The following is a 23451-nucleotide window of genomic DNA, read 5'->3' as shown; positions in this document are numbered from 1 at the left end:
TGCTTGTTTAATGTCCTAACAAAAAAAAACTCTTGATTTCTCAAGAGCTTTAGTATATTCTATAAAACGACTAAGTTTTAGGAATCTCTTTTAAAACTTCTAAAAGAAGCTTCCAAAACTTCTGCACTGATGTGATTTCTACATACTCATCTGGACTGTGTGCTCTTCTTATATTGGGCCCAAAGGAAATCATGTCCAGCCCTGGATAACGCTCTCCTAAAAGACCACATTCTAGTCCTGCGTGACAGGCTACTACTCTAGGTTGATGATCGAACAGTTCTGTATATTTTGCTTTGGTAATATCTAACATGGCACTGCTCGCATTAGGTTGCCATCCTGGATAATTACCAGAGAGTTTGGTTTCCATTTTTGCAAGCTTCATTACAGCAACAATACTGGAAGAAAGATCGGTCTTAGAACTTTTTACAGAAGATCTTGTCAAACAAGCAATCTGCAATTCCCCGTTTTCTAAAGTTACTCGAGCTAAGTTGTTAGAAGTTTCTACAAGACCATCTATATCTGGACTCATACGGTACACTCCATTATAAATTCCTAATAAGCAATATACTAAATCACGGCTATCGCTTTCAGTAAGGACTTTACCCTTATCTGCAGCCTCTATGGTGATACTAAGGTTTTCTTCTAGAGATTTATATTCGTCTAGAATAGCCTCTTTACAATTATTAAATGTCTTAATAATGGAATCGTTATCGCTTTCGCGAAAGCTAACAACAGCAGCAGCTTCACGAGGTATGGCATTTCTTAAACTACCGCCATTCAAGGACTGAAAATGAACAGCGCCTTTCTTTTGCATGGAATCTACAAGACGCGTGATCATTTTATTTGCATTACCCAATCCTTTAATAATGTCCATACCACTATGACCACCGTTAAGACCTTTTACCGTAATTTTTTTAGAGACATACTCATTAGAAACAGTATCTAATGCATAACTTTTAGTTGCTGTAACATCTACGCCACCGGCACAACCTATGTCTATCTCGTCATCTTCTTCTGTATCTAAGTTCAATAGAATTTTTGAAGTAAGAATAGTTTTATCTAGTTCCTTTGCTCCGGTCATTCCCGTTTCTTCGTCTATAGTAAACAAGGCTTCTATAGCTGGATGTGCTATATCTTTTGAGGAAAGTACCGCCATGATTGCGGCGACTCCTATACCGTTATCTGCTCCTAAAGTAGTACCTCTAGCTTTGATAATGTCCCCTTTAACAAACATGTCAATTCCTTGGGTTAGAAAATCGAAGTCGGTATCATTATTCTTTTGATGCACCATGTCTAGGTGAGATTGCATGATGATACTCTCGCGGTCCTCCATTCCTGAAGTAGCAGGTTTTCTAATAATCACATTACCTATGGCATCCTCTATCACTTCGAGGTCAAGTGATTTACCAAATGCTACCATAAATGCACGAACACGCTCTTCTTTTTTAGAAGGTCGTGGAACAGCATTTAAATCTGCAAAATGATTCCATAATAATTGCGGTTCTTGTTCTCTTACTTCTTTGGACATAAAAATTTATGATTTTTACAAATATAGCAGTACTTGTAAAGTTCTCACCTTAAGTATTTGCTAAATGATTGATGATGATCATCCAATTTTCTCTATCGAATACAAAATTTGATAGGATGGATAATACTTAAGTTAAGGGATTATTAGATAAGTTCTAAACAATGCTTTTAAATAAAGGCGGTTAAATTGATCAATCCCACGTATTTGGATATTGAAATGAATTGTTCTTTTTTACCATCCTGATTCTTATTTCTTAGTAGCTCTAAGCATTTCTCTTTTTCCCGGTGGTCCTGGCAAACGCTCTACCATAAATCCAGCAATTTGCATATTGCGTCGCACCTGCCCGGCGGCACAATAAGTGGTTAAAACACCACCATTCTTTAATGCCTTATATGCAGCGTTAAAAATAGCCTCTGTCCATAATTCTGGTTGGGTACGCGGACCAAAAGCATCAAAATAGATCAAGTCAAATTGATCCTTATTTTCAATTTTTTCAAAAGTTTTTTGCTGTTTACACAAGGTGAAATGTGATGTAATCTCTTGATTTTCCTCCCAGCCAGATTGATGCAGAGCTTCATACAATGGCTGGTCTTTTAAAAACTGACCGTAATCCATCTCGAGAACTTCTTCCTCATTGATAGGAAAAGCCTCTACTGCGGTATAAACCATAGGTATATGATATTCCTGCTGAGCCGTGAGCATAGCATTAAGACCAGTTCCAAAACCGTACTCAAGAATCTGAAGGGGCTCCAAGTGAAAATAACGCTTTCCCTTTAAAGAGCTCAAGTCAGCTTGGGAATTTGTGACTTTTAAGAAATGTTCTAAACCCATTTCTATAAAAACATGAAGCGCCTCTTGCAAGGCGCCGTGTTTGGAATGGTATTGCTCGTTGAGATCGGGCATGTGAATGGTTTTTGATCCATCGCCTGTAGTTATGATCTCACGCTTCATTTATTCTTCTGTTTTTGCAGCTTCTTCTACATCTGGATTGTCAAACTTCTCCACAAGAGCACCATCTGCAACAAAGCTTAAAGTAACTTCTTCTTCTGTAATTGCTGCAACTTCTTCTTTAGATTTTCCAGCATCTTCAGCATAGTGACGTAATTCTTCTACAGGAGTAATGTTTTTAAATGCTTTTCCATTTAAAATAACTTCTTTTCCTTGACCATTCTTAGGAAGGAAAAAACCATAATCTTTAAATTTAACTGTCGCTGAAGCATCTCCTACTGGCATTTTAATCCAGCATCCTTTATTTACGCATACCTCTGCAATAATTCCTTTTACTTTTACTGCTGTGGTGTCGCCTACTTTCATAGTCTTATACATAGCTCCTAATTCCATAGCATCGATAACGTCATTGTTAGAAAACTCAGCGCCGTAATCCATAAAAGCCATTTCTTGAACTTGCTCGTCATTAATAGCCGGCATTTCTTCTTCTTGTTTCTGTTCTTTGCATCCTATCAATAAAAAAAATGCAAATACTGCTATAATGAACTGTTTCATAAGTTTATAATTTAAACAAATTTAGGAATTCGTTTGCATTTATTCCTAGTCCTAATGAAGTATATTTGCAAAAAAAATAAACCAGCATGACTCCTACTCACGAAATCGTTATAGATAAGGTAAAAGAATCAAAAATCAGCAAGATTGATTTTGATAATTTAACCTTCGGCAAGACTTTTACAGACCACATGCTAGAATGTACTTGGAGCAATGGATCATGGAAGACCGCAGAGATAAAACCTTATGGCCCTATTCAAATTGAACCTAGCTGTAAGGTATTTCATTACGGTCAGGCCATTTTTGAAGGGATGAAAGCTTTTAAAGATTCTACTGGAGAAGTATTTCTTTTCAGACCAGAAGACAATTGGAAACGTTTTAATGAAAGTGCTAAACGTCTTGCTATGCCACAAGTTCCTGAGGAAATCTTTATAGAAGGTCTTAAGAAACTTGTGAATCTTGATAAAGAATGGGTACGATACGGTGAGGGATTATCACTTTACCTAAGACCATTTATGATAGCCAGTGAAAATGGTGTTGCTGCAGCACCTTCAACAGAATATAAATTCATGATCATCATGTCCCCTGCATTTGCTTATTACAAAGGAGATGTACGTGTTGTTATCGCCTCAGAATTTTCTAGAGCAGCCAATGGCGGAGTAGGTTATGCAAAAGCTGCTGGAAATTATGCGGCTAGTTTCTACCCAAACAACCTTGCGATTCAAGAAGGATATCAACAAATTATATGGACTGATGCTGCTTCTCATGAATACTTGGAGGAAGCTGGTACCATGAACATATTCGTACGAATAGGAGACACATTACTCACTGCGCCTCATAATGACCGTATTCTTAACGGGGTTACCCGTAGAAGTGTGATACAAATGGCAAAAGATCACGGTATTACTGTTGAAGAAAGACGTGTTTCTGTTAAGGAATTAAAAGAAGCTTCTAATGATGGAACTCTTAAAGAAATCTTTGGTAGTGGAACTGCCGCGGTGATTGTTCCTATTAAAGGGTATAAGCATGAAGATTTCAAATACGAACTTCCTGTATTAACAAATTCCTATGCTGCTCAATTGATGAAAGCTTTAAAAGATATTCAATACAATCGTGCTGAAGATCGTCATGGCTGGAGAGTTCAAATCTAAATATCAGATGAATTATTTTATTAAAAATGCCTGCTTTATAGCGGGCATTTTTAATGACAGGCTTTCCATACACCACAAATTAGGCATCGACATATTCAGAATGGTAAAAATGAATTAATCTGAATAGTAACGATCGTATTAATTTATTTCTATATTTTTAAAGTGTGAGAAAATTTGTTTCCATCTTCCTACTGCTGCTAGCTCTTCCTGTAGTGTCACAAAATCAAGCTAATTGGTGGTTTTTTGGTTCTAATGCAGGGATTGATTTTAATACGGGCGTTCCTGTAACTAATAACATAGGACAACTAAACACTATAGAAGGCTGCTCTGCTATCTCAGATGCCTGTGGCGGATTACTTTTTTATACGGATGGAATTAGCGTATGGGATCGCAATCACCTGGTCATGCCCAATGGTAATGGCTTATTTGGAAATCCTTCCAGTACACAGTCTGCTATTGTGATTCCTTTACCAAATAACCCCGATCTCTATTATGTTTTTTCTATTTCGATAGGTACTACCACAGGCCTTTATTATTCGGTTGTAGACATGAATTTAAATGCTGGGACTGGCGATGTGATCGTTTCCCAAAAAAACATCAGTTTACTGGCTAACAGTACAGAAAAGTTATTTGGAGCAGTTGCCGCAAACGGTCAAGACGCATGGATCGTTACCTATGCAGAAAGTATTTCAGGTAGTTTAAGTTTTAATCAGTTTTATGCTTTTAAACTAACGCCTAATGGGATGGATTTGTCGGCTACTGTAAATTCTCTCAGTCAGGCTACTCGCACTACAGATAAACGGGGGTACTTAAAAGTATCTCCAGATGGCACAAAAGTAGCTATGATGACACAATTTTATGTGGACACGAGCATCCCAGATGAATCTGGTGTAGGCGCCTGGTTATTTGATTTTGATAACCGTACTGGTGTGGTGAATAACCCTGTAAGGATGAATTTTCCTGCCGGCTATCAAGCTTATGGAACGGAGTTTTCCTTAGACTCGAGACTGGTGTATGTGGATCTCAATACATTAGGAAATGGGCTTATAGCAGCCGAAAGACGGTTGCTACAATACGATACTACAGCCCCTAATTTTGAAAACAATCCAGTTCTTATTTATCAAAGTGATGCAAACAATCCTAATGATGATGTGACTCGTGGTGCGCTACAAATTGCCCCCGATAAAAAGATATACTATGCCCGTGATGAACAAGAATGGCTCGCAGTAATTAACAACCCTAATAGTATAGGTGCATTATGTAACTTTCAATACAACGGTTTGCCATTAACTCCAGGGACAACAAGTAAGGAAGGTTTGCCTCCTTTTTACAACGCCTTTTTTAACCCGTCATTTTCTGTAATAGAAGGTTGCAGCACAGCCTCTACCCAACTCATTGCAGATGAAATAGCCACTTGTCCTAATAATTCTGTTCTTTGGGATTTTGGAGATATAGCAAGTGGTATAGATAACAGTTCTACGCTGATAAATCCTACTCATGTATACACCATTGCTGGCACCTATACCGTAAGTCTGGTGATTACGACTCCTACAGATGTTTTTAATTCCAGTCGCATTATCCAAATAGTCGATACTCCTTTTATAAATACCGTTAGTGACCTATTTTTATGCGATGACAGTTCCAATGATGGTATCGCACCCTTAGACTTTACTGCTACGAGAATGAGTGCCTTAGGTATTCAAAACACCAACAATTTTGAAGTTACTATTCATTCCAGTCTTCAAGATGCAGAGAACGATTTTAATTCCATAGCTGATAACGATCCAGTTGCTAGCGGTACCTATTTTATAAGAATCGATAACCGGATGTCAAACGGTTGCTATATAACTACTTCTTTTGATGTGACTATTAACAGCATTCCTGTAGCATCGATGGTAGACGATTTGATCCTGTGTGACGATTTTAGTAACGATAATATAGAATCATTTGATTTAGACATTGCAGCTGTTCAAGGTTTGGGAACTCAGGACCCGATACTAGTTGAGTATTCCTTTTATGCATCTCAAAATGAAGCAAACTTGAGACAGAACCCAATTAGTTCCCCATACGACAATACTATGGCTAATGAAGAGATTTTCATACGCTATGAGAATGTGACCAACACAAATTGCTATGAAGTGGTTTCTTTTGATCTTCATGTAGTAGCACAGCCTGTGATTCCTATAATAAATGATATGGCTATTTGTGATGATGAATCTAGAGATTTAGTAGCCGTTTTTGATTTGAATTCTTTAATAGCCTCTATTGAAAATACACAATCTGGAAATCTTACAACTACATTTCATAGTTCACTACAAGATGCAGAATTAGATGATAATCCTTTGAATACTAATTATTCAAATACCATGATACAAGAAGTTTTATGGGTACGCTTAGAGAACAACGATATAGCTATTTGTTATGATGTACAGCCTTTGCGTTTAGAAGTATTTCCTAAACCTATAGTCAACACCACAGCTGACTTCTCAAAATGTATTACCGAAGAGGGCATTATTGAGGCAACTCCAGGTTTTGCCACTTATTTGTGGGATACAGGAGCTACCACATCGAGTATCAGCATTACTGATGAGGGAACCTATACTGTAATTGCAACAGATCAAAACGGCTGTGAAGATAGCAGCTCCACAACAGTGACTAATTTCCAAACCACTCAAATTGTCACGGTAGTAATTGAACAATTTACCTTGAGATCCAACCGCATTGAGGTGTCCGTTATCGGAGATGGTCCCTTTGAATACAGCATCGACAACTTTATTTTTCAGGAAAGTAATGTTTTTACCAATTTACTTCCTGGATATTACACCGTTTATGTACGAGATTTTAATGGTTGTGACCTGGTAACAGCTCCAGCAACCATAATCGCCGCGCCTCCTTATTTCACCCCTAATGAAGACGGGTTTCACGACTACTGGCAAGTAACTGCGATTGAAACCGAACCAGACGCACAGATCTACATTTTTAATCGTTTTGGAAAACTTTTAAAACAAATAAGCCCAGTTGGACCTGGGTGGAATGGAATGTATAACGGTAAGCCTATGCCTAGTACCGATTATTGGTACCTTGTGGAATTAATTGATGGCCGCAGTTTTAAGGGGCATTTTTCTCTCAAAAGATAAACAAGTAGTTGGTATTATTTTAACCTCGCTTTCGCGAAAGCGGAATTGTAAAAAACCTATTTTTACATTTCATGGATTTTAATATTGTATCAGAATTTTCTCCTACTGGAGATCAACCACAAGCGATCAAAAAGCTTATTAGTGGCATCGAGGCTAATGACAAATATCAGACGCTTCTGGGTGTTACTGGAAGTGGTAAAACCTTTACGGCTGCAAATGTGATACAAGGTGTGCAAAAACCAACACTGGTTCTCTGTCACAACAAAACTTTAGCAGCTCAATTATACTCTGAATTTAAAGACTTTTTCCCCGATAATGCGGTAGAGTATTTTGTTTCTTATTATGATTATTATCAGCCAGAAGCCTTTATACCATCCTCAGGAACTTATATTGAAAAAGACCTTTCTATTAATGAAGAAATAGAAAAGATGCGATTGAGTACCACTTCTTCCCTACTTTCTGGGAGAAGAGATATTATAGTGGTCGCTTCGGTTTCTTGCCTTTATGGTATTGGAAATCCTGTGGAGTTCCAGAAAAACGTTGTGCGAATCAAAAAAGATGAAGTCATTGCTAGAACAGCATTACTTCATAAATTAGTTCAATCTTTATATTCCAGAACCACTGCAGAGTTCAATAGAGGTAATTTTAGAATAAAAGGAGATACCCTAGATGTCTACCCGAGTTATGCAGATACCGCTTTTCGAATTCATTTTTTTGGCGATGAGATTGAGGAAATTGAACGTTTTGATCCAGTGAATGGAACCGTATTAGAACGATTTGAACAAGTTACTATCTATCCAGCAAATATGTTTGTGACTTCTCCAGACATTTTACAAGGTGCTATCCATGAGATCCAAGAAGACTTGGTAAAACAAACCGATTACTTCAAGGAGATAGGAAAACCACTGGAAGCTAAACGACTGGAAGAAAGAACCGAATTTGACTTAGAGATGATTAGGGAACTGGGATACTGTTCTGGGATTGAAAATTACAGTCGTTATCTAGATGGACGCCAACCAGGAACAAGACCTTTCTGCTTACTGGACTTTTTTCCCGATGATTACCTCATGATTATTGATGAAAGTCATGTGAGCGTACCACAAGTAGGTGCCATGTACGGCGGCGATAGGTCTAGAAAAGAAAATTTAGTCGATTATGGTTTTCGGCTTCCAGCTGCTATGGACAACCGTCCATTGAAGTTTGAGGAGTTTGAAGCTATGCAAAATCAAGTTCTTTACGTAAGTGCTACTCCTGCAGATTATGAGTTGGCTAAAAGCGAGGGAGTCGTTGTAGAACAAATCATAAGACCTACGGGACTATTAGATCCTGTTATTGAAGTACGACCTAGTCAAAATCAAATAGATGATCTAGTGGAAGAAATACGATTGAGAGAAGAACGTGATGAACGGGTATTAATCACTACTCTTACCAAACGTATGGCAGAAGAGCTGACCAAATACCTTTCTCGTATCAATGTGCGATGTCGCTATATTCATAGCGATGTAGATACTTTAGAACGTGTAGAAATCTTGTCAGACTTGCGTCGTGGAGTATTTGATGTGTTGATAGGTGTGAATTTATTAAGAGAAGGGCTGGATTTACCAGAGGTCTCTTTAGTAGCTATTTTAGACGCCGATAAGGAAGGTTTTTTACGTAATCAACGTTCTCTTACTCAAACTATAGGACGTGCAGCACGTAACATTAACGGACTTGCTATTCTATATGCTGATAAAGTTACAGCCAGTATGCAAAAAACCATCGATCAAACTGATTACCGTCGTTCCAAACAAATTGCCTACAACGAAGCTAATGGTTTAAAGCCTACAGCGATAAAGAAAAAGTTAGAAACAGCCTTATATAGAAAAAATGCAGCAACTTACGCTATTGAAGAAGTGCTCACATTAAAGGCTGCTGAGGAAGCAGCAGAATACCTGTCGAAAGCGGAATTAGAAAAAAAGATCCGTAATACTCGTAAAATGATGGAAAAAGCGGCCAAAGAATTGGACTTTATGGAAGCCGCAAGATTACGAGATGAGATTAAAATGATGCAAGAAAAAGTGAAAAACGCTTAATATTCCAACTGTTACAGCTTGACAATTAGTTTATTACTCTCTTTTTCGCCATTAATTTGTCGGATTTTATAACATATCAACGTTTTTTTTAGATGACAAGCGTTAATTACCGATTAAAAATACTAGAATACCTCAAAATGAGATTGTTACATTGTAAATAGGTTGATATAGTTGTACCTTTAGGTAGTATTCGCTAACTAATTCTACTATTATGTTACATTCTTGTTATACTCTTATTGTATGTGTCTTTTTCAGTTCTATTTCTTTTGCTCAAGTCGGTATTGGGACAGCAACACCTACTGCTGATTTAGAAATAGTTTCCAAAACAAGTCTAACCACAGGTGAGTTTAACGGAATTATTATTCCTAAGGTTGCAGCTTTACCTACCGGAGCCTCTTTACCTACCCCAGCGCAAAAAGGTTTGATTCTTTATTTAGAAAGCGGCACGGACACAGAAGGTTTATATTTCTTTGATGGAATTTCTTTTCAAAATGTTACAAATTCTGCCACAACTACACCTGCTTTTTATGAAAATGGAACTGCTACACCTGCCATAAATACGACAGCAGCTATTGAAAGAGAAGGTCAGGTAAGTATAGGTGGAAGTTTAAACACAGGTCAATTAAATATCGAGATTGAATCTACTGATCTTGTGGGAATACGAACTGCATTGCGTATCGATAATGCCAACAGTAGTAATAGTACAACAGCCACTTACGCTATATATTCTGAAAATACCAGCAGCACAACTGGAAATAAATTTGGGATAAGAAATGATGTTTCTAGTAACGGAGTTGGTGATCATATTGGAATTAAAAATAACGTTTATGACAGCGGTTCTGCTACAACTTCATTGACAGGTATCTATAATAATGTAGGAGCAACAAACGGAACGAACAGTATAAATTATGGCTTACGCTCAGAGATAGGCAGCTCCAATTCACGAGGTACTAATTATGCCGTCTATAGTTATGCTCAACACGGTACTACTACAACAGACCCGTCCTACTCTGGTTATTTTAGAGGGGATCGTTTTGCTATAAGAAATGAAGCTGATATTGACGGCTATGAGGTGCCTACTGTTTCTGGAACTCCAGGACAAGTTTTGACCGTTAATTCAGTTGCTACTGTTTTAGGCAAAACTACGGCGGTTACGGAATGGATGAATTTACCTTTAACTCGTTATATAGTAACAATTGATTTATGGGGAAATGAAGATAATCAATATGACATAATTAATACGGGAAGTTTTACTGATAGAGGCGGTATGGAAACTGTCTTTGATATAGGAGCCATATCTACAACTGGTAATTTAGAAGTACGACTGGTAATTGATCAAACATTTAATAGTAACGGTACTACCGATTACCAATTAAGGGGAATAAATAACTCCGGAGGCAGCGTCACAGTGATCGCAAGTGGAGATACTTTTTATACCTCTAATAGTGGCAGTGGTGGCATTATTACTACTACTTCTTGGAGAAGTTTTGCAGCAGGGATTGGAGGCGTGGCTAAATTCATTGTTCAAGCAAATAATAATGGAACAAATAATGCACAGATTAGATCAGCATATTTAATGATTAGAAATGCCGATTAACTTAAAATGACAAATAAAAATCCCAGTTCATAAAATTAAATATTTAACTTTAGTCTAATTTTTATAATACTTTCACCTTCAAGAATTTTACCTTTGTAAAAATTATAAAAGATGAAAAGTTTCTGGATGAGTGCCTTAGCACTGATGCTTGTATCTTGTAACAACAATATAAACGTTGAAAAAGACGGTAAAACCATCATAGGGGAAGACCCTATGGCAAAATTGGAAGACAGACAGCTCTCTCAAGAATTTAAAGACTATTGGTTCAACGGTACTGCCGAAATTTCTAGCTATGAATTAAGTCAAGCTAGATATGGAGAGATGAGAGAAGGAACAGCTGTAATGATATTTGTTACAGAGCCTTTTGATAAAAAGGACCAAATAAAAGCAGATCAAACTAAAAAGACTAACAGACCCGTTTTAAAACTAAACGCCACTCGTGATTTTAATACAGGCATCTATCCTTACAGCATCATGAGCAGTACTTTTTTACCTCTTGATAAAAAAGACAATGCTATTAAAATTGCCACTTCTATTCAGGAATGGTGCGGTCATACCTACATGCAACTCAATCAGGATGGGAACCAATATGATGTAATGCTTCACTCCTATTTTCAAAGTGAAGGGAATACAGCCTTTGAAGTGGACAATGTCATCACTGAAAATCAACTAGCTGCTCAATTGAGGTTAGACCCAAAAGAAATGCCTGTAGGTGAGATTCAGATGATTCCTAGTACAGAATATTTAAGATTAAAGCATGTAGAGACAAAACCTTATGATGCCGTTGCAAAATTAAGTGAGACCACAGATGGGTATTTGTACAGTGTTAAATTTACAGAGCTTGGAAGAACCATTGCTTTTAAAACTGAAAAAGAATTCCCTTACCGAATTCTATCTTGGATGGATCGTTATAAAGATGGGGCGGCTCCAATGGTTTCTACAGGAACACTCCAAAAAACCATAAAAACTCCTTATTGGAAACAGAACGCAAATAAAGATGCTGTCAGGAGAGATAGCCTAGGATTATGAGCAATTTCTTTTTAAAATCGGAAGTAATACTTACCCTCTCCTTACTTGTTTGCACCTTTATCATTCACCGTTTTATTATCTGGAGCGCTTTAAAGCTTTCAAAAAAAGTTTCTAGATCAGAATTGCGAAAGCAATACTTAAACCGTTACACAGGATATGTATTATGGAGTATCTGTGCTATATCAATAATCCTAGTTTGGGGCAATGCTACAGAAGGTTTTTGGGTAGCATTAGGATCTACATTTGCTGTAGTAGGTGTGGCCTTATTTGCTAACTGGAGCATACTAAGTAATATTACCGCTAGCTTTATACTCTACTTTACTTTCCCTTATAAAATAGGTGATCGCATACGTATACACGATAAAGACTTACCGGTAACCGCGGTTATTAGTGATATCAAAGGTTTTTACACCTTACTTGTTACAGACGAAGGAGAAATCATTACCTATCCCAATAACTTGTTGCTACAAAAAGGAGTCTCTATATTACAAGAGAAAAAAGAATCTATATTTGACACTCCTGATGAAGATGTAGATCGAACCATATAACAAAAATAAAAAAAATACTCGATGGACTTAAGTGATCAACTTAAAAACCTATTTCCTGAACACAATTTTAAGGAAGAAGAACAACCAGAAAAGAGTAATATCTGGCTACAAGATCAGCCTTTGGAATGTAAATTTGAAAAGCGCAAAGGGAAAGTAAATACTGTAATCGATGGATACACTGGAGCTACCAAAGACTTTAAAATTCTTGCTAAAGAGTTAAAGACACAGCTAGGTGTAGGTGGTAGTTTTAAAAATGACCAAATCATTATTCAAGGTGATTACCGCGACCGGATTATGGAAATGCTTAAGGAAAAGGGCTTTAAAGTAAAGCGCGTTGGTGGTTGATTCAGCATTTATAAAACAAAAAAAGCCCTATAATTTTATGTAAATTATAGGGCTTTTTGCTTATTTAAAAGAGATTTACTCGTCTCCTACGATATGTTCTATAGCGGCTGCTAGTTTGAAATCTTTTTCAGTTAGACCGTTTACGTCATGAGAAGAAAGAGTAATCTCTAGAGTTGCATAGGTATTATGCCAATCTGGATGATGCTCCATTTTTTCTGCCTCCATAGCGATACGGGTCATTACAGAAAAGCAATCCATAAAGTTGTCAAACTCAAATGTCGTGTGGATCGCATCATCATAATAATCCCATCCATCCACATTTTCTAAATGCTTTTCTATTTGTGCTTCTGTTAATTTTTCCATCGTTATTTTATTTAATGTCAAAGGTATTTTTTATTTTTCTAGTAGCCTCAACTATTTCCTCTTTAATTTTCCCTTTAGCTTGTTCTGCTTCTTCTTCACTTTTTGTGTATATAACATCAAATAGTTTTTCAACTTCTTCTTTGATTTTTACTTGAGCCTATTCTAACTTTCCTTCTTATTCCTTATCGCACCTGAAATCTTTCTTTAATCTGCTGTGTGCAAGATAACCACGCTACCCGAAAAAACTTACTAATAATACCTTAATCCCGCACTAAAGGAATCTTAATAAAAAAGATACCCTTATATTTATGATATGAAAAATATTTCCTTACTCATCGTTTTATTTGTTGCCGCGTTTGGCTTTGCACAAACCGATTCTTTACAACTTAAGGGTACTCAAGATGTCATACATTTAAGGGAGATCCCTAGAAATAATTTGATCGTAGACCTAGGTATAACTCAACCTATTGCAAATTATGGCGATGTTGCTCGATCCGGACTTCAAATAGGTGCAGAATTTTCCTATTACACCAATAAGCATTTGGGACTAGGTATTTCCGTAAGACATCAATACAACGAATTTGGTTATCTTGACTTTCAAAATGACGATCGTACCAATGTGACGTCTCATAATTGGACCAGTACTTCTATCGCTATAGGACCTACCTACTCCTACACAAAAGGAAGGTTTCAATTTGATGTCTTTGCAAAAACAGGGGTTGCTTTTTTAAACAATCCAGAGAATAGGGTTTCTGAAATAGGAATTGGTAACACACAAGTATTCTCAAATGACCCAGCAAATGATTCGGCATCAAGCGCTTATCTAGAAGGTGGACTGCGATTTAATTACTACTTCCGTAGATCGGTTCAACTATTTTTCTCCCCTCAATACAATACTACTTTAGGGAAACCTATTGCTTATTCTTTTAGAGACAACAATTCCACAGCACCTATACAACAAAATATTTTCAAAAAAATTAATGCTTCTAACCTGATTTTCAGCGTAGGGGTGAAAATCGCAATAGGAAAAGAATACAGCAATGGAGAAAATCGTGTGGATGAATAATTTTTGAACTCCAACTCGATGATGAACTTAAGAAATATACCAATTGGAGCATTAGCGATTTTCTGAGTTTACAGAATTGTTGAAAAGAATAACTTGTGAATATGGATTGTTTTTAGTAAAAATATTCATTTTTTACTTTTCAACCGTAAAATCCTTTTTGTTGCTCAATAGGTTTTGCTATTTTTGTTGTACCACCTATTTTTAACTTTGTTCGACTGAGTTCAGTACATTGCATTTAAATGGAGAAATACCTTATCTTACTACAGACTTCAAATTCGATTTCAAGTTCAAGTTCATAAAGAATTTAACAAGTCTTTATTCTTTATGTTTTGTTTAAGGGTTACTTTTATAACCTAAACAAAAAGGCTTGAAATTATATTCATTTTCCTCACAACAAAAGCTTCCTATCTCCTTAGAAGAAGCTTGGAATTTTTTGACAGATGCCAACAATCTAAAACTTCTAACGCCACCAGAATTAAATATGGTGGTTCAATACGGTACAGAAAGAGGTATGTATCCAGGCCAGCTTATAGAATATTCGGTAACACCACTTCCTTTTTATAAAACGAATTGGGTAACTCACATTACTCAAGTGGAAGAGAAGAAATTCTTTGTAGATGAACAAATGTATGGTCCTTATGCTACTTGGCATCATAAACACTTTATCAGTGAGCTAAATGGAGGCACATTAATGGAGGATTTGATTCATTATAGATTACCATTTGGTGCGCTAGGTAAATTAGGTGCTCCATTTGTAAGAAAAAAGTTGGAAGAAATATTCCGCTTTCGCGAAAGCGCACTTATCAAACACTTCGGTGTATTTGAAGAAAAACAAAATGAGTTTCAAAAATTAGAAAAAAAACAAAAAATACTTTTTTAAAATGTCAAAAAATATACTACTTATAGGCGGAAGCCACGGAATAGGAAACGCAATTGTACAACACATGCACAAAGGAAATAATGTGTTTGTAGCTTCCAGAGAAAATGAAAACTTACCTGATGGAGTAACGCATATTCCATTCGACGCATTAACTGAAGAATTAGATACTTCTCTTTTACCAGAATCATTAGACGGTTTTGTTTACTGCCCTGGAAGCATCAATTTAAAGCCATTTAAAATGCTAAAACAATCGCATTTTGAAGAAGATATGGAAATTAATTTCTTTTCATTAATCAAGGCTACTAGAACTGTTTTACCATTACTTACTAAAGAAGGGACCAGTAGCATTGTTTACTTTTCCACCGTAGCAGTAGCAACAGGATTGCCTTTCCATACCAGTATTGCCGCCGCAAAAGGTGCTATAGAAGGTTATGCAAGAGCACTTGCAGCTGAGTATGCTCCAACGGTAAGAGTAAATGTTATCGCGCCATCACTAGTAGATACACCACTTGCTGGCAGATTGCTGAACAACGATTCTAAGAAAGAGAAAATGGGCGAAATGCACCCGTTAAAACGTGTAGGTACCCCAGACGATATTGCTAGTGTTGCCGTATTTTTACTAAATCAAAATGAAGGTTGGATTACCGGTCAGGTAATAGGTGTCAATGGAGGAAAAGGTTCTCTAAGTATAGGATAAAGTATGAGTGAAAAGGTAAACGTATTTTGGTTCCGAAGGGATTTACGATTAGATGATAATGTAGGCTTTTATGAAGCGCTCAAAAGCGACCTCAAAGTAATACCTATTTTTATTTTTGATCGCGATATTCTCGACAAACTTCCACAAGATGATGCTCGTGTCACATTTATTCATGAAGAACTGCAACGCATGCGTTCAGAACTTCAAGATAAACACGAGAGCTCTGTAGCCATGTATTATGGAAGACCTATGGAAGTATGGAAGCAAATCATGAAATCTTATGATATAGATACTGTTTATACCAATCGTGACTATGAACCCTATGCAAAAGAAAGAGATGTACAGATAGATCAGCTTCTCGCAGAACATCAAATTGATTTTAAAACATTTAAAGATCAAGTTGTTTACGAAAAGGATGATGTCGTAAAAAATGATGGTAATCCTTATGTGGTGTACACACCCTATAAGAATAAATGGTTGGAGCATTTTAGAAAAGACTTTGGTTCTGGAGAGGATCAAAAATTTTATTATACCAACGATTATCTAAATAATTGCATCAAAAACAGTCAGTTGCCCAACCTTTCTTTAAGCGACATGGGGTTTACAAAATCAAAAATCGAGATTCCAGAATATACAGTCACTCCTACTTTGATTGAAGATTACGAAAAAACGAGAAACTTTCCGGCTATAGAAAAAGGAACGTCGCGATTAGGTATTTATTTAAGATTTGGTGTCGTAAGTGTGCGTAAAATGATACGTAAAGCTGATCACGCAACTAACAAAACATTTTTAAGCGAACTCATTTGGAGGGAGTTTTTTATGCAGATTTTATATCATTTCCCGCATACCAAAGACGCAGCTTTTAGATCTAAATACGATCGTATAGAGTGGCGTAATGATGAAGATGAATTTGATAAATGGAAAACCGGTACAACCGGTTACGCGCTAGTAGATGCTGGAATGCGGGAACTCAATACTACGGGTCATATGCATAACCGAGTGCGTATGCTCGTAGCCAGTTTTCTCGTTAAGCATTTATTGATCGACTGGCGTTGGGGAGAGGCCTATTTTGCTGAAAAACTCAATGATTATGATATGTCTAGCAATGTAGGAAATTGGCAATGGGCCGCTGGTAGTGGTGTTGATGCAGCTCCTTATTTTAGAATTTTTAATCCGATTACTCAAAAAGACAAGTTTGATAAAGAACGTAAGTACATCAAAGAATTTGTTCCAGAGTTGGAAACTTCGAGCTACCCAGATATGATGGTGGACCATAAAGAGGCACGAGAAAGATGCTTAAAAACCTATAAGGAAGCAGTTTCTTAACATGGAGATGAGCTATTAAGAATGTGGGATGTGAAACATGCAAGGACTCCGGTACTCAAAATCCGATTTATAATCGCTAGATAAATTAGATTCAACTAGCATCGAGATAGTTCCCAGTGCATTCCGCATCATTTTGAACCGCTCAGCAAAGGCAAGCGGAAAATAATAAGCTTGGTGGAGCAATAGTCAATAACTTTTTACAAGTTCTCGATCTGTAGTCGCTCAAAAAAGTTGATTCAACAAGCATGGAGATCAGTTCCAGGAGATTCGGCCTCTAGTGCAGAAAATCAAATCTGAATTTAAGATAAACCAAAGCATTTCCCTTTTTCAAAGGCTTTGCACTGAGCTGGTCGAAGTGGAAAACAGGCTGGCGACGTACTCGACGTAGCCGAAAGAGCAACCAAAAGGGTTTTGCAACATTTATTTTCGACTATCGTTACAAATAGCATCGAGATCAGTTCCAGCAAATTCCGCATCTAGTGCGGGAAATCAAAAAATAATGAAACAAGAAGTAAACATCGTATGGTTGAAGCGAGATCTAAGATTATTAGATCATGAGCCATTGATGCTTGCTTTAAATTCAGAAGTTCCTACCCTGTTACTTTATATTTTTGAACCCATGCTTTTAAATGACGCTCATTACAGTGAGCGCCATTTTGATTTCATCAAACAATCGCTCGTTAATATGAACGAGAAATTGATTGCTGTAGGAACTCAATTATTGATCATAGAAAGTGATGCATTGCATGCTTTTAAGACCTTGAATTCCCGTTTTGATATTAAGAATGTATTTTCTTACCAAGAAACAGGTTTACTCCTTACTTTTAAGAGAGACATTCAACTTAAAGAATACTTTAAAACTCAAAAGATCCACTGGAGCGAGTCTGTTTCAAATGGAGTCGTACGCGGATTAAAAAACAGAACCAACTGGAAAGAGCATTGGAATGCCTTTATCAATAAAGACTTTGATCACCCTAATTTTGACAACAGCACTTTGTTTAGTGTTTCGAGAGTTAAACAAATAGAATCCAGTTTCAAATCAGTCGATTTAGGAACCGAAAAGACCACGCTTTTTCAAAAAGGTGGCACCACAACGGCTCTTAAATACTTTGAAGGCTTTCTGGAGGAACGTATTAACGGATACAATACGCATTATTCCAAACCACTGACCAGTCGAAATTACAGCAGCAGGCTATCACCATATCTCGCTTGGGGGAATCTAAGTATTAGAATGGTGGCACAAAAGGCTGCTAGTTTTAAGAGCCAAATTAAAAACAAGCGCAATCTAAATAGCTTTTTATCACGATTGAGATGGCAGGCACATTTCATTGAGAAATTTGAGATGGAATACCAGATGGAATACCGCAATGTGCATGCAGCTTTTAGAACCTTGGACAAACCTAGTAATCTTGAGATTCAACAAGCTTGGAAAGAAGGAAAAACTGGTTATCCTATGGTGGATGCTGGAATGAGGTGTCTGGTCACCACGGGTTTTGTAAATTTTAGAATTAGAGCCATGTTAGTGAGTTTCTTTACACATCATTTATGGCAACCTTGGCAGGACGCTAGTGAACATATGGCGCAACAATTCTTAGACTTTGAACCAGGAATTCATTACCCACAATTACAAATGCAAGCTGGTGTAACCGGAATTAATACGGTACGTATTTACTCCCCCGTAAGAAATAGTCTCGACCACGATCCAGACGCTGTATTTCTTAAAAAATGGCTGCCAGAGCTGGCGCATTTACCGGTTCCTTATATCCATGAACCATGGAAAATGCCTGCTATGGAAGCTGTATTTCAAAACTTTGAATTGGGTAAAGATTATCCGCTACCTATAGTAGATGCTGCGCTTGCGCGAAAACATGCACAAGACATTTTATATGGAATAAAAAAAGACGCAAAGTCGAAAGCTGAATCTCGTAGGATTGTAAGTAAGCATACCAATCCCGGAAGAGAAATTTGGCCCGGTGGTGGAGAAATAAGGAGTTAGAATTGGGATCGAGTTAGAAAAACAGTAATTTTTGAGACTTATTCGTATATTCAGTTTTTGATAAAAATTTAAAATAAGATATGAAAGAACACGTAAGAATATATATTGGATCTTCTATTATTGTAAATAGAATGGCCTCTTTATTAGAAGAACAAACAAATCCTTCTATTATTAAAAATCCTATTGAGTCAGGAAGCTAGGCTGGTTTTGGCACTTCTGGAGAAAGTGTTGAATTGTTTGTTTTAAATTCAGATATAGAAAAAGCCACAGAGGTGCTTCAAGCTTTTGATGTTTAAAAAGAATATAAGTTCTTACTTACAGTTTTAAAGCTTATCATGATAGGCGCTCTTGAAAGTGAAAATTAAATCTCTTTACTTAAAAAGTTGATAAGCATTCCTTTAGGTTTGATTCAAATAATAAAACTTTAATAGTATTATTTAGCAGTGATACTATTTGCTGCTATATATCTCAATTGGGTATCATTTGCACATATGTACCTCTGTTTTAGAAACTTTTTTTTGCATTAGAATTTGTCTGAAATAAAGTGTAACAGGCAAAGAGATCTGTTTTATTTATGATTTTAATATTAATTTGAAATATAATTAATAACTTTTATTACTTGATTTGAATACACAACATCAAAACATCCCTAACTATACCCCATGCCCAACCTGTAAAGGACAAGGTAAAAAAAGCCAGCGCCTGCGCAAGAAAGCACGATTGAGCTATCAGCGAGCCTTAGAGCAGTTTGAGAAGTCGAATAGTCAAGGAACTGCTCCCTTGAAACCAAAAGGTCATTCAGTTACCTGCTCAGAGTGTAAAGGTTCTGGGTTGGTTGCGGCTTCCTCTCCAACTGTTCCCGATATAGAGAACTATCCGCATGTGGCTATAATAGGTGGAGGAATCGGTGGTGTGGCACTTGCTGTAGCTTGTTTGCACCGTGGAATTCCTTTTACGCTGTACGAGCGTGACAATAGTTTTGATGCTCGTTCTCAGGGTTATGGCTTGACATTGCAACAAGCGAGTAAAGCCATGGAGGGATTTGGTGTATTTTCCTTAGCAGAAGGAATAGTATCTACAAAACATATGGTTCATACTACAGATGGAACTGTTATCGGTGAATGGGGAGTTAGAAAATGGCTGGAATCAGAAGAGAACACCTATTCAAAACGCACCAATATTCATATCGCAAGGCAATCGTTGCGCTTAGCACTACTCGATCAACTGGGTGGACAAAAAATGGTGCAATGGGGACATCAATTGATAGATTTGAAAGCAAGTCAACAGAAACCTGTCGAACTGAGCTTTGAAGTAAATGGAGTAAATAAAACTACGAAAGCAGACCTAGTAGTAGGTGCCGACGGAATTCGTAGTTCGGTTCGTAAATTACTGATTGATGAAGATATTTATCCGCTGCGCTACTTAGATTGTATTGTTATTTTGGGGATTTGTCCTTTGCAGTACCTCGATAATTTAGATCATGAACTATTAGACTCCGCTACCGTATTTCAAACTGCTAACGGTCACGAACGCATTTATATGATGCCATACGATGCAAATTCCATCATGTGGCAACTCAGCTTTCCAATGGAAGAGGATAAAGCTAAAGCCCTAAGTGAAAAAGGAGCTGCAGCTCTTAAGCGGGAAGCTTGCCGCAGAACCCAATGGCACGATCCTATTCCACAGATTATGGAAGCAACTTCAGTAACTCAAGTTTCTGGTTATCCAGTTTATGACCGAGCATTACTCGACCCTTTAGTATTAGAAAAGGGAAAACAAGTAACACTCATAGGAGATGCAGCCCATCCCATGAGTCCTTTTAAAGGTCAAGGTGCTAATCAAGCATTGCTGGATGCACTGGCATTAGCTCGCAGCATAGCATTAGGATGTAGACCCCAAAATAATTGGAAAAAAAAGGGTGTAAGAGAAAGTGTCTTAACCAACTTTGAAACAGAAATGTTACAGCGAACTGCTTCTAAAGTAAAAGATTCTGCAGCAGCGGCAAAATTCTTACATTCTGAAGTGGTGCTGTATAAAGGGGATCAACCTAGAGGACGTATTTTCCATAAAAAAAGTGGAGCTACAAAACCATAAGTAATTGTAGATTTGTTTATTAAATTGATTTTCATGAAAAAGACAACCCTCCTTTTTATAATCGTACTTACTAGTATAAGTTGTAAAGAAAACAAAGAATTACCTTCCGTAGAAACGCAAGAAACAGAAATACCTAAGATCGTTTATTCAAAAAGTGATCACACACTCCAAGCATTTGATTTGACAGAAGTTTTGAAATACAACGGTATAGCATCACTTGACATAGGCGAAGAATTACCTGACTTAAAAACTTTAGAAAAAAAAGGTCAAACCCTACGCAGAGATGTTTATAGGACTGCAGAAGTAAGCTTTGATGTCATTTATCTTAACAAAAACGGAAAGGATATCATTAGGTTTTATCCAGATATTACATATATGTTCATGATGACCATCTTGGAACCAGAAGCGGTTCCAGAAAACATGATAAAACCTACTAATGTATTTGCTGATCTTAAAGAAACCTATCCCAATGCCGCTGCAGTAGGTAGTGTAATGCAAGGAGATGTTTTTGTAAGACAGCCAGATGTAACCTTTCGTTTGGATGCAAAAAACGCTAGTCCTACAATAGTTCAAATTCCTGAGCAAACCGCTATTTTAGAAATCACTGTGCAAAGAAAATAAATATAGAGCACTGATTTAAAGAGTAATAAGATATTTAAGACACAGATACTACCGTATGCTATATGGGCTTTTTAAGGTTTGGCACGCTGGTTGATTAGTTATTAGTGTTGGTATACAGAAGTACTGACATTAATACCTATAATTATGAAAAAGCTATTTACACTAACACTTGTTTTCCTTTTTGGAATTGGTTTTTCAAATGCAGAAAACACAGAAGACAATCGACGCTACCGTAATTATACAAAGAACTTTATTTTTAATCAAGATGGAATTGAGTTTGCTGTATTTCCTGACGGTCAATTTGATTTTAACTATTTACAAGATAGAAATGGGACCGATGTGTATGTAAACACTGGAAACCTACAAGTGTCTTTCAACACCGGTTATGATTACAATCGCTTCGTACAGTACGATTCTTATGGTGCGGTTATACAGATAGAAGAAATACCTGTATTCTACGACTCTTATGGTCGTGTCAACCAGATAGGTGAAGTTTTTATAAACTATCGTGGTGGTTACATCAACCGTATAGGTAACATGAATGTTTTCTATAGCAGACCTGGTGTCATCGATAATTATAACGGATATATTAATGTGTATAATAGAAACTATGTTTTCCAGCCATGGCACAATTTCTATAGTGTTCCACAGGTAAATAGATGTATTGTTTACAATACGCCATACCGATTATCATATTTCCCTCTACGTTATGCATGGTCTTATCACAGAAACTACTGGAATACGCCTTCCTATTATAATGGGTGGTATGCTCGAGCCAATGTAAGACGTGACTTCTACAGACCTTATGATCGAGTAAACTATAGAAGTTTTGAAAGAGGACGACGTGATGCACGTGGTAGATCTGTAGCTGTAAACAATAGGGTATCTAGAAACAGACAAGCAATTGCTACCGGAAGAAGTCAGGTAACTAGAAATAATAATGGAAGAACTACTGCGGCTACTGATAGAAATACGGGACCTAACACAACTGCTGTTAGCACGAGATCTACTTCAAGAAATGGAAGAAGTACGAACGCTGTAAACACTAGAAGTAATAGAACAACAACTGCTACTCCTAGAAATACAAGAGGTACATCAAGATCTACAACGCTAAGTGTTGGGAATACGAGAACAGCTCCTGCTGCTACAAATAGGTCTAATCGATCGAATAGACACACAAGTGCTACTGCTGGTAATCGAGTGAATCGCACAGAAAGAGCTGCTACTACTGATAGTAGAACCAGTAGCAGAGCTGCCGCTACGAGATCTAATCGCCATACTACTCCGAGTAGAAGTGCTGCCACTACAAGATCTTCAAGTAGTAATAATACAAGTGTAAATACGCGAAGTTCTTCATCAAGAAACACTCAAGCTAGAAGTTCTCGAACAAGTTCCAATAGAAACGCAAATCGCTCTACTGACTCCAAAAGGAGTAATAAAAGAGGATAAGTTTTATAAGTTTACAAAAAGCCGATTCATAATGAATCGGCTTTTTTTATGG

General features: G+C 37.0%; 19 protein-coding genes. 15 read left to right on the top strand and 4 right to left on the bottom strand.

Going from position 1 to position 23451, the window contains the following annotated elements; all coding sequences use genetic code 11:
* Window positions 1-70: 70 nt before the first annotated feature.
* The 3 genes from F0365_RS12095 to F0365_RS12085 all read right to left on the bottom strand — a co-directional run bounded on the left by F0365_RS12095 (window position 71) and on the right by F0365_RS12085 (window position 3031).
* Window positions 71-1528: an aminoacyl-histidine dipeptidase gene (locus tag F0365_RS12095; protein WP_169933927.1), complete on the bottom strand. Its 1458-nt coding sequence runs from the start codon at window positions 1526-1528 to the stop codon at window positions 71-73.
* Window positions 1529-1774: 246 nt separating this feature from the next.
* The gene (gene mnmD, locus F0365_RS12090) at window positions 1775-2479 is read right to left on the bottom strand and encodes a tRNA (5-methylaminomethyl-2-thiouridine)(34)-methyltransferase MnmD (RefSeq protein WP_169933926.1); all 705 of its coding nucleotides are present in this window, start codon (window positions 2477-2479) and stop codon (window positions 1775-1777) included.
* The gene (locus tag F0365_RS12085) at window positions 2480-3031 is read right to left on the bottom strand and encodes a DUF4920 domain-containing protein (protein WP_169933925.1); all 552 of its coding nucleotides are present in this window, start codon (window positions 3029-3031) and stop codon (window positions 2480-2482) included.
* An 86-nt stretch (window positions 3032-3117) separates the two neighbouring features.
* Between F0365_RS12085 and F0365_RS12080 the strand changes: the two genes are divergently transcribed.
* From F0365_RS12080 to F0365_RS12050, 7 genes are all read left to right on the top strand, one after another.
* A complete protein-coding gene (locus F0365_RS12080) occupies window positions 3118-4179 on the top strand; it encodes a branched-chain amino acid aminotransferase (protein WP_169933924.1) in 1062 nt (353 codons plus the stop codon).
* A 164-nt stretch (window positions 4180-4343) separates the two neighbouring features.
* Window positions 4344-7316 (top strand): T9SS type B sorting domain-containing protein, encoded by a 2973-nt coding sequence (locus tag F0365_RS12075; protein WP_169933923.1) that lies wholly within the window; start codon window positions 4344-4346, stop codon window positions 7314-7316.
* 71 nt (window positions 7317-7387) lie between these two features.
* On the top strand, window positions 7388-9388 hold the full coding sequence (gene uvrB / locus F0365_RS12070; protein ID WP_169933922.1) for an excinuclease ABC subunit UvrB: 2001 nt from the start codon (window positions 7388-7390) through the stop codon (window positions 9386-9388).
* A 211-nt stretch (window positions 9389-9599) separates the two neighbouring features.
* Window positions 9600-10985 carry a hypothetical protein gene (locus F0365_RS12065; protein WP_169933921.1) on the top strand — a complete coding sequence of 462 codons (1386 nt, stop codon included), beginning with the start codon at window positions 9600-9602 and terminating at the stop codon, window positions 10983-10985.
* Window positions 10986-11096: 111 nt separating this feature from the next.
* Window positions 11097-12014 carry a septum formation inhibitor Maf gene (locus tag F0365_RS12060; protein WP_240961636.1) on the top strand — a complete coding sequence of 306 codons (918 nt, stop codon included), beginning with the start codon at window positions 11097-11099 and terminating at the stop codon, window positions 12012-12014.
* Window positions 12011-12562 carry a mechanosensitive ion channel family protein gene (locus F0365_RS12055; protein WP_169933920.1) on the top strand — a complete coding sequence of 184 codons (552 nt, stop codon included), beginning with the start codon at window positions 12011-12013 and terminating at the stop codon, window positions 12560-12562. Before F0365_RS12060 ends, F0365_RS12055 begins: the two co-directional genes overlap by 4 nt.
* A 21-nt stretch (window positions 12563-12583) precedes the next feature.
* Entirely contained in the window at window positions 12584-12907 is a 324-nt protein-coding gene (locus F0365_RS12050; RefSeq protein WP_169933919.1) for a translation initiation factor, read from the top strand.
* 75 nt (window positions 12908-12982) lie between these two features.
* On the opposite strand, the gene F0365_RS12045 is transcribed toward F0365_RS12050, so the two are convergent.
* Window positions 12983-13270 (bottom strand): 4a-hydroxytetrahydrobiopterin dehydratase, encoded by a 288-nt coding sequence (locus tag F0365_RS12045; protein ID WP_169933918.1) that lies wholly within the window; start codon window positions 13268-13270, stop codon window positions 12983-12985.
* A 313-nt stretch (window positions 13271-13583) separates the two neighbouring features.
* Between F0365_RS12045 and F0365_RS12040 the strand changes: the two genes are divergently transcribed.
* The 8 genes from F0365_RS12040 (at window position 13584) to F0365_RS12005 (ending at window position 23399) form a co-directional block, all read left to right on the top strand.
* Window positions 13584-14336 (top strand): autotransporter outer membrane beta-barrel domain-containing protein, encoded by a 753-nt coding sequence (locus tag F0365_RS12040; RefSeq protein ID WP_169933917.1) that lies wholly within the window; start codon window positions 13584-13586, stop codon window positions 14334-14336.
* Window positions 14337-14703: 367 nt separating this feature from the next.
* Window positions 14704-15216: an SRPBCC family protein gene (locus tag F0365_RS12035; protein WP_169933916.1), complete on the top strand. Its 513-nt coding sequence runs from the start codon at window positions 14704-14706 to the stop codon at window positions 15214-15216.
* Between the two features lies 1 nt (window position 15217).
* Window positions 15218-15913: an SDR family NAD(P)-dependent oxidoreductase gene (locus tag F0365_RS12030; protein ID WP_169933915.1), complete on the top strand. Its 696-nt coding sequence runs from the start codon at window positions 15218-15220 to the stop codon at window positions 15911-15913.
* 3 nt (window positions 15914-15916) lie between these two features.
* Window positions 15917-17239 (top strand): cryptochrome/photolyase family protein, encoded by a 1323-nt coding sequence (locus F0365_RS12025; protein ID WP_169933914.1) that lies wholly within the window; start codon window positions 15917-15919, stop codon window positions 17237-17239.
* Window positions 17240-17738: 499 nt separating this feature from the next.
* Entirely contained in the window at window positions 17739-19235 is a 1497-nt protein-coding gene (locus F0365_RS12020) for a cryptochrome/deoxyribodipyrimidine photo-lyase family protein (protein WP_169933913.1), read from the top strand.
* A gap of 624 nt (window positions 19236-19859) precedes the next feature.
* Window positions 19860-21329, top strand: coding sequence for an FAD-dependent oxidoreductase (locus F0365_RS12015; protein ID WP_169933912.1), 1470 nt, complete (start codon window positions 19860-19862; stop codon window positions 21327-21329).
* 33 nt (window positions 21330-21362) lie between these two features.
* Window positions 21363-21950 carry a hypothetical protein gene (locus tag F0365_RS12010; RefSeq protein WP_169933911.1) on the top strand — a complete coding sequence of 196 codons (588 nt, stop codon included), beginning with the start codon at window positions 21363-21365 and terminating at the stop codon, window positions 21948-21950.
* 144 nt (window positions 21951-22094) lie between these two features.
* The gene (locus tag F0365_RS12005; protein WP_169933910.1) at window positions 22095-23399 is read left to right on the top strand and encodes a hypothetical protein; all 1305 of its coding nucleotides are present in this window, start codon (window positions 22095-22097) and stop codon (window positions 23397-23399) included.
* The last annotated feature ends 52 nt before the right edge of the window (window positions 23400-23451 follow it).

The organism is Nonlabens sp. Ci31, assembly GCF_012974865.1.
Lineage (GTDB): Bacteria > Bacteroidota > Bacteroidia > Flavobacteriales > Flavobacteriaceae > Nonlabens.
The sequence above is the reverse complement of the archived record's forward strand: the minus strand, read 5'-3'. Positions and strand labels throughout refer to the sequence as shown.